We start from the raw sequence: 8,647 nt of genomic DNA, 5'->3' as shown, positions 1-8,647 counted from the left end.
GTCCATGACCATCTTGTAGAGGCTGGGGGACTTGAGCCCCGCGCGTTTGGAAAAGAACCGGTAGGAAAAGCCGTAGTTTTTCTTCGCCGACTGCAGCCAGTCGCGGAGAAAGTGGCGGTAATCGAGATAATTGAAGAGATTGGGTTGTTCCTTGTTCTCCATGGTGGAATTCAAAAGCAAGCCGCGTGCCAAGCTATTTCAAGGCGAAAGAGGCACTTTTGAAGCTTCACATTTGAATATTTTGAACTTTTCGAGCCATTCTTGAATTTTCTGTCCACACCCGTGGCCTGAAATCACTCCCGATTCCGGCTGGCACGCCGGTTGCTCCACTACTCGTCCGGGGGTCATTTATGAAACATGTTTCCATTCTCAGGACCGGCGTTAATCCCTACCAGGCTGAGGGGACCGGCACTAACGACGAGTCCGATGGGAACGAGGGGACGGTAGAAGGCAATACCCAGGTCGATACCCTCAAGATCCTGGAACAGACCGCCGAAAGTCTGAATGAGATCATCGAGGCAGCGACACGGCCGATTCTTTCACTCTTCAAGTCCCCCTTGGCCGGTGTCGACACCGCGGCGGATCTTAACGAAGCCCTCTCCATCGAGGAGGCCGAGGCGGCGCAGTTGGAGGCGTCCGGCAAGGAGGACGAGGCGGATGACGTCCGCGACGACTTGAGGGAGGAGCTAGAAGACAAACTGGCGGATCTCGATGAGGCGATCGCCAAGGATCCCAACGACAAGGAGAGTTTCCGCATCCGTGCCGGGATCCATCATTACCTTTCAAACTACAAGGCTGCGCTTCAGGACTTTCAAGCGGTCTCGGCGAAGGAAGCGTCGGAGTACCGTGTGGAGCTCACCGAGACCTTCAAGGACCTCCTGCCCGAGACCACCGTCAACCTCCCGGAGATGATACGGATCGCCGAAGCCCTTCGTGACGATTCGACGCCGCCGGCAGGTTCTTCGACAAATTGGGCCGCGGTCCGGGACGAGATCGGCAAGCCGGAATATCTCGAGGCGTTCGCCCGGGAATGGCTGACAAAGGCGCAACAACTGATCGGCACCGGCGATCTCGATGCGGCCGAGGAGGCGTTGGACCATATCAAGGACGACCTGATCGGGCGGCTCACCGATGAAGAGAAGGCGGCCTTCAAGGGGACCCAGAACGAACCGATCCTTCGGATGACATCAAACTTCTTAAGAGGGCAGATCGCCTCGGTTAACGATCATGAAGGTGAAGCCAGGGAAATCTTTGAAGGGCTGCTGCCTGCGCTTGACGACCTCTTGAAAAACGATTCCGCCAACAAGGACGCCCTGCGCCTTCGGGCGGCGGCGCACAACAACCTCCAGCAGTTCGGCGAGGCGCTCAAGGATTATGAGGCCCTCTCGAAGGAAGAGGGAGAGGAGTACAAGAACAATCTCACCGTCCTTGCCGATGAGCTTTCAAAGGAACGGACCCAGGCGGCGGGCCAGCCCCAGAGAGAGCTGGAATGCCTGCTCAGCCAGGCCAGGGTCGCCGAGGCTCTGGGAGACAAAGAGTCGGTCGCAAGACTCTCGAAGGAGATCGAGGCCAAGACTCCCGAGGCGATGCTCCATGCGAACCGCGAAGGGTTGAAAAACGCGACCGACCCCGCGCGAAGACTCGTTTTCGAATACAAAATCGCCTTTCTCGAGGGTCACCTGGAGGAGGGGGAACTCAAGATCCGCGACCTCAAGGATCAGGTCCAGGGGAAGCTGAAGGACGATCCCAGGCTCTTTGAAAAGGACCCGGAATTGGGCATCGCCTACGAAGAGGCTCGCGCGGCCCTCCGCGCGCGGACCCTGGCGCACATCGCCGATCTGAAGGAATTCAGCAAGCTCCTCAAGGCACAACGCGACAGCAAACTCGTGGGAAGCGCCACCTTCAACGCCGAGCTCCTCGACTTCATGGAAAAGAGGGTCAAGGACGAAAAGGCGGACACACTGGAAGAGGCCTGGAGCCAGATCGACGACCGCCAGGCGAAGCTTCAAGCCAAATTCTGGAGGGAACACGCCGTTCAAAAGGGATCGGTGATGCCGTACGTCACGGCCCATCTGCCCTCGGAGACTGGATTATTCGACAAGCTCAACAGGGAGCGGGACGATTTCCTCGGTCTCCTTCAAGCGGATTCCGCGAACCCGGATCTTGCGAAGGCGGACGGTTTCGAGGGGCTGAACTACGCCCGCGTCGAGGGAGGCCTGTTGGAGGTCCACACCGGGGATAGCGATGCCAAGGCGATCCGGATCGTCTTCGGAAAGGAGGGCGGCTCCGTCTATGACGTCGCATCAGGGACCGTCTACAGCGTCCAACCAAGCGACAAGGATCAGGTCGTCGTCGTCAGCAATGGCAAGTTTCTGGCCCCCCACCTTCATGAAGGTCAGGACTATTTGAGCGGTCGCTATTCCCAGTGCTTCGGCGCCAAGTCCTTCCCCAAGAACCGTCAGGACGGCGAAGGCTCGGCGATCAAGGGGCTGCAACGGATAACGGGCGCGATCAAGCAGTTCGGCAACCACGAGGATTCCGACTTTCACGTCCTCTATGACCGCTATACTCGGGTTGGCCTGGAGAAGGAGTCGACCCCGGAGGGCCGGCGGGAGGCCTTTGTAGAGATCGCCAAGAAGATTCGTCACTATAACGGCTCCTACGAGATCGCCGGTTCCTTTTTGGAGCAGGTCTTCGCCAAGGACTTCGGACGCATCCTGGACGATATCAAGAAGACACAGCCGGAGAAGATCGGGGAGATTCGCGGAAAGGCCGAGACGGATCGACCGAAACTGCGCGAGAAGGTCGTCACCCAGTTCAAGGAGGCGAAGCGAGAGGATGCCTCGGAGATGGAGATCGACGAAGCGGTTCAGCGGGTTGTGGATACCCAAATCAACTTCGAGGTCAGCAAGCTCGTCTATGAAAAGATGGTGCAGTGGAACGATAAGACGGGCGGCAACCCGTCCCGCTACGACGGTCAGTGCTCCCCGGACTTCAGCGACAAGCTCTCCCACGAGGCCTTCTTGATCTACAACGACATGAAGGACCCGACCGGAGAGTGGTTCAATCTTGCCGACAACACGTGGGACTCCATTATTGATGAGGCCGTCATCACCGCCGTGACACTGCCCCCGACCATGGGTGTCGGGGCGGCGGCCCGCGGCTTGATCGGCGGAACCTCTCTCGCCATCCGTCTCGCGGCACAGGGGGGCGTGCGGGCCTTCGCCGTGCGGGCGGGCATCTTTGTAGCCGGCGCCCTGACCGAGGGCTCCATGATGACCGGCATCGGCGCCGGGATCACTGGAACCCCTTTCGAGTTGAAGGAGGTCGGACGGAACGTCCTGATGATGACCGCCTTCCACGGCGGCGGCAAGGGCTGGGGCAAACTGGCCTCGAAACTGAATATTGGGGAAGAGGCGATCAAAAAGGCCGTTGCCGCCGGTGGGTCCGCCAGGGGCTTGCGCGCGTTGAACGGTGCGGGATCGCTCCTCACCTCGACCCAAGTGGCCACGGCATGGAGCTACCTGCATGATGGCGACGACCGTAATTTCTTTGAGCGTCAATTAGGGGAACTCGCCCGGATGGGAGGCCTGCATGTCGCCTCGCACGTGGGCAACGCCGTAACCGGCTACATGCCCTTGCGTCTCGAGGTGCTCGCAAATTCGCGCCAGGCCTTCGCGCGCGACTCCTTCAAGGGCTTCTATCGCGAGCGTCTCGGTCAGATGAGGTCCAAAGGGATGGAGTGGGGACAGGCGAAAAAGATCGCTCGCGCCGCTGCGGCCCGCGATGCCGCGGCCTACTCTCGGGGACTTGTTTTCAATCCGGCCGATCCCTCGGTCATACCCGGTCTGGTCCTTGACCGAGCCAGTGCCCTTCGAAGTCTCATGAAGAGCCGCGCAAAATCGGCTCCAATACAAAGGGTTGCCCCCCGGTCGCCCAAAGCTCCGACGTCGGTCCAGGGTCAAGACCTCCTCCCCGCCGCCGCCCGTCAGGCGAAGCCGGCCAGGCCCCTCGAGCGTTCCGAGGAAGTGACGCGAGCTGGAGCCGCCGTCGCCCATGCGGACGATCAGCCGTCGAGCCCGGGAGTCTCCGGCGTCCATGACTCTCCGTACAACGACCCGATCAATGCGCACCACCGCGAAATGGGCCTCGCGGTCAGCCAGTTGGATTATCTCTTCGGCTTCATCGACGGCCTCAGGAGAGACAATCCGGGCCATGGAGAGCGAACGAGCCCCGTGGACATCCTGGACAGCCGCCAGTCGTTTTCCGACCTGACCGCCAATCCGCCGGTCCTGCGTGAATACGGCGTCGAGTTCGACGTCCGCAGCCAGGCCGACGCGGACAAGCTGCTCAATCACATCCGCGACAACGCTCAAGACCTCGGTCAGCGAACGATCCCGTTGGAGATCGATGCCGGCAAGCCGGAGGAGCCCAATGTCCTTCGCCTGAAGACGCCCGGAGGCCATCCGGTCTACGTCCGCGCGCGGATCGTGGAGCCTGCACCGACGAGAGCCGATCGATCGACAATGCTTCCTCCCCCGCCCCCGGGCGGCGCGCCGGAGGCCAATGTCCCCCGCGGCGACCTGGATCTTCCCTCCGGCAACATCGCCCGAAAGGCCCAGATCAGCACCGACTTGAACGAGAGAATCTACGGAGAAAGGAAATTCCCCCGTTACATCGGCATGGAGCTCGTCGAGGGGTTGGAAATCGGGATCGTTTCGACCCTCCGCGAACGCGGCCACGGCAAGATCGCGGACAAGATGGAAAAGGACCTCGAGACGGCATTCACCGCCGGCTCGGATTCCAGCGATTACCGCGAAGCGGTCGATCGCCTGGGCGATGCGATGAAGCTCTTCAAGAAAGACCCGCGCTTCTCGAAATATCAGATGGTCGACTTCATGGATCCGGCGACCCTGGAAGGCTTTTCACGCGAGATCGGCAAACTCTATGGGACACAGCCCGTGGCCGCAAAGGGATCTTCCGCCTTCTTGCCGACCGACGCCCTCTACAGCGTCGCCGGCGCGCCGGCCCTTTTCGCGTCGCTCGCGGATTCCATCGGCACCGGCGCCGCGGCGGCGATCACCGGGGTTCTGACGGCCGTCGGTCTCTTGGGAATGGTCTGGAGACGCGGGAATGCAAACCCGGAACGACCCAATCAAGCCGGTGAAATCGAGGTCCGGCCCCAAGGCGGCAGGGACTTTGTCATGGGCCGCAATCCCGGCTCGGACCTTGTCATTGATGATGCTTCAATCTCCGGGACGCACGTCACGTTACACCAGGAAAACGGCGTCTGGTACGCCGTCAACGGGGCGTTGGGCACTTCGAAGAAGAGCCTCAACGGCTTCGCCGTCGGGGAAAAGTGGGTGGATGGGAAGTTCGAGCCGGTCAAGGACGGAGACCGGATCTTGATCCGGACGGGCGAAGGCGGAGGAACGGCCTGGAACACGTTTGTCTTCCGCGACCCCGCCAAACCCGCCCCGACCATGGAGGCGCCGGCCAAGGTTTCGAGCCCGAAACCCTGGACCGATCGCCGGGAAGATTGGAAGGGCATCGCGGCGGCCTCCAACAAGGGGCTTCATTACAAAGACGCCAATGAAGACCGCTACGTCGTCCTGACGAGTCCGGACGGCCGCAGCCTGATGGTGGCCATCGACGGGATGGGCGGCCACGCGGGCGGCGAGCGGGCCGCGGAGATCGCCCGGGTCGCCATCGAGAAGGCCATGGCTGATGGAAGGTCCGTCGCGGAGGCGATGACGGCGGCCGACGCCGCAATCACGAGCGACAATGCGTCGCGCGGGATCACCCGCCAGGCGCCGGGGGCCGTCGCGATGGCGGTCCAACTGACGCCGCAAGCGGACGGCACCTACCGGGCCGCCTTCACCGGCGTTGGCGATTGCGAGGCCCTCGTCATCCGTCCCGGCGCCTCCCAGCCCGTCCTCCACCACACCCTGCGCGCGAACAGCCTCTCCGCCGCCATTCGAAAGGCCTCGGGGAAGCCCTTCCAGACGCTCCCCGACGGACGGCTGGCCCGCGGACAGACGCTGGACCTCCGGATGGACGAATACGCCAATATGGTCGATTCCGCCCTCGGCGGACATGACGCCAGGATCGACACGAGCGCCCCGGACAAGCCCTTGCGCGACGGCGACATCATCCTCACGGGCTCCGACGGACTTTTCGAAAACTTCGGGCGCCTCGACGTCATTCACGAAGTGATCCGCTTGAGCGGGGCGAGGACGGCGGCGGGGATCCGCGACGCCCTCATGACCGAGGCCTTGATCCGCATGAGCCTCGCCCGGAACGCCTCGAACAAGGTCTTGTCTCATCGCGATTACGTGGCCGCCTATCTCGAGGCCACCGGACAGGAGCCGCCCAACGGTTGGAGAGGGATGTATGAACCCTGGAGGGACGCCGCCGGGCAGTATCACACCTACGAACTCGACGCGAACGGCAATGTCCTCCACGCCAACAGCGGGAGGCCGGTGGATCACTTCAAGAACGACAACGTCACTCTCACCGTCCAGGTGGTCGGCGAGCCTGTCCATCAGCGGAATTGAGGTTCGAACGGAAGGCGGGGCCGTAGTCCTTCTCAAAGTCGTCGCGGAATCCCAGGGCGAACCCGAGAGGAGACTCGCGAAGCAGCCTCTTGAGCGGCCCCGGGTCCCCATGACCGGCCCTCCACAGGAATTCCCGGGCGTGCCCCAGCAATTCGATGCGGAACATCACGGGCTGGGTCTTCGCCTCGGCGGGGATGATGTCGAGGTGGTGCTGGTACTCGTGAACGATGCAACACAGGACTTCGAACAGGACCTCCTCGGGCGGGGCGTTAAACCGCATCTGCAGCGGCCGATGGCGGACCATCATCACCGCCCGAGCCGTCACGAGCCCGGCGTAGAGATAGACGGCATCCTGGGTCGCCGGATCGATGATCCGGTTATGGGGGCTCTTCCTGCGAATCTCCCGGAAATGCCCCAGAACCCTTTCGTGGAAGGAATCGCCCGAAAGGATCTCGAGATCGAACTCGCGATTTTCGATCGCTCGCGCCAGGGCGAGGGAAAATGGGTCCGCCAGCCGCCGGAAGGCGCAAACGACGTCCTGAACGCACAGGGCTCCCGGAAGGGGACGGTCCCGTAAGAGTCGTCTGAGAATCGCGCGGCGTCTCTCCGCCCTCGCAGCGGACTCGCCTTCCTCGATCCACTCAGGCCCCTTCTCTTCGACCTCGTCGATCAGGGGGCCGGCGGAGGGATGACCCAGGTAGGCATCGGACTGGTTTGCGTGAAATCGATCGAGGACGGGCGCTGGATGGGGATAAACGCCGGCAAGTCTGAAATGTTCGTCCCCCAATTCGCCAAGCTTCGAATCCAGGAGCCCGTCCCGGTCCCGCAGGAGGAGGTAAAGTCGATGAAAGCGGATCATGGCCAGCGGGCTCGCCGCGGCTACCTTGAGGGCCTTTTCCAGGGCCGGCACAAGACCCGGGTCCCTGACAGCCCTTTCCAATACGTCCAAAAATTCATCCGGAGGGATCCCTCCCTCTGCCCGAAGGGCATCCGCCGCCCGCGCCGCGATACATTTCTCCCTCCAACCCATCGGAAGGGCACGCACGCGCGAGTACTCCGAACGGCGGAGCCTCAGAAAGGCCGGTTCATAACAGGGCCAAGTGGCGAGGGGCCTTTTCCCCAAGACCTCGGCCACGAGGCATTCATAGTCGTCAAGCGCCGCGCCGGAACCGATCGCGTGGAGAAGCGCCGGGGCCTGCCTGAAGTCCCTCCGGCGGCCCATCTCCTCCCACGCCACGCGCGTGAGCCAACCCGCGTAACTCCCGGCGGATCCGTCCCTCTCCGAGCGATCCAACAGGTAATTCAGCCGAATCGCCGCAAGCGCACGGTCCGGCGGTCCCGATGACCCGGGAGAGGGGCCCAGCGTCGAAGAGGAAGGCCCTGACACGGGCGCAGAAACGGTCGCCGCCGTTTCGGGCAATAAGAGAATCGGCGGGCGCGCCATCAAGGCGGCGGGAGGCAGCGTGAGCATCGGCCGTTCTTCGGAGGGCCCAGGACATGGTTGCCTCATCCCCGCTGCCCCCTTTATTTCTCTGAGAATGACTATTTTTGGAGATCCGATCGCGCGGCCGTCACATTTTTTGAATTCATTATTGTAGTTTTTGAATGTCATGTGAGGCCGGTATATTCACTATCTATTTGTATTTATTATATTATTTATTGGCACAGCGATTGCTTTGATTATCCTCATCGGGGGTAAATCGATTATGAGAAATATTCAATTATTCGTCCTCATCGCCGGCCTTTTCGCCCTGTCCGCTTGCGGGGGGGGCCTTGAGTTCATGGGTGTGAAGGACAAGGGCCGCCAAGACGTCGGGCAGGATGCGTCGGTCACGCCGCAGGACCCGGAGGAGGATTCGGGACCCCGCAATCAAAATGACGAGGTCATCCTCCCGAGCGGCGGCGCCCCCGCCGCGGGGTTCGACGAGTTCGCGTCGTCCGTTCCCGCGAGCCCGGCCCCGGAGGCCCCCGCTCCGGCCCCGGCTGCCCTCACGGCCACGGTCCGTGCCGACAAGGACTTCGGCGTCCGTTTCGGCCTGGTGAAGGTCTCGTGGGAAATCCAGGGCGGCGGAGAGCCCACGGAGGCGTAC

At 62.1% G+C, this 8,647-nt stretch carries 4 protein-coding genes; 2 read left to right on the top strand and 2 right to left on the bottom strand.

The features are described 5' to 3' along the window. Positions 1 to 180, bottom strand: a 180-nt coding sequence (locus VLJ37_12290; protein HSA60450.1) for a TIGR02147 family protein, incomplete at its 3' end; no start/stop codon positions are given. Between the two features lie 170 nt (positions 181 to 350). Here VLJ37_12290 and VLJ37_12285 point away from each other — a divergent pair. Then, entirely contained in the window at positions 351 to 6,557 is a 6,207-nt protein-coding gene (locus VLJ37_12285) for an FHA domain-containing protein (GenBank protein HSA60449.1), read from the top strand. Here VLJ37_12285 and VLJ37_12280 read toward each other — a convergent pair. Next, positions 6,514 to 8,067 (bottom strand): hypothetical protein, encoded by a 1,554-nt coding sequence (locus tag VLJ37_12280; GenBank protein HSA60448.1) that lies wholly within the window; start codon positions 8,065 to 8,067, stop codon positions 6,514 to 6,516. The genes VLJ37_12285 and VLJ37_12280 overlap by 44 nt on opposite strands. Positions 8,068 to 8,263: 196 nt before the next feature. On the opposite strand from VLJ37_12280, the gene VLJ37_12275 reads away from it, so the two are divergent. Beyond that, positions 8,264 to 8,647, top strand: a 384-nt coding sequence (locus VLJ37_12275; GenBank protein ID HSA60447.1) for a hypothetical protein, incomplete at its 3' end; no start/stop codon positions are given.

The sequence above is a fragment of the bacterium genome (assembly GCA_035454885.1).
In the GTDB taxonomy this organism is placed as follows: domain Bacteria; phylum UBA10199; class UBA10199; order JACPAL01.
Note: the sequence above shows the minus strand (reverse complement) of the source record. Positions and strands in the feature narration are given on the sequence as shown.

Bases quoted from the DNA above. Each gene is read 5' to 3' on its own strand.
- VLJ37_12285 (HSA60449.1), top strand. From the start codon at position 351: ATGAAACATGTTTCCATTCTCAGGACCGGCGTTAATCCCTACCAGGCT.
- VLJ37_12280 (HSA60448.1), bottom strand. From the start codon at position 8,067: ATGAGGCAACCATGTCCTGGGCCCTCCGAAGAACGGCCGATGCTCACG.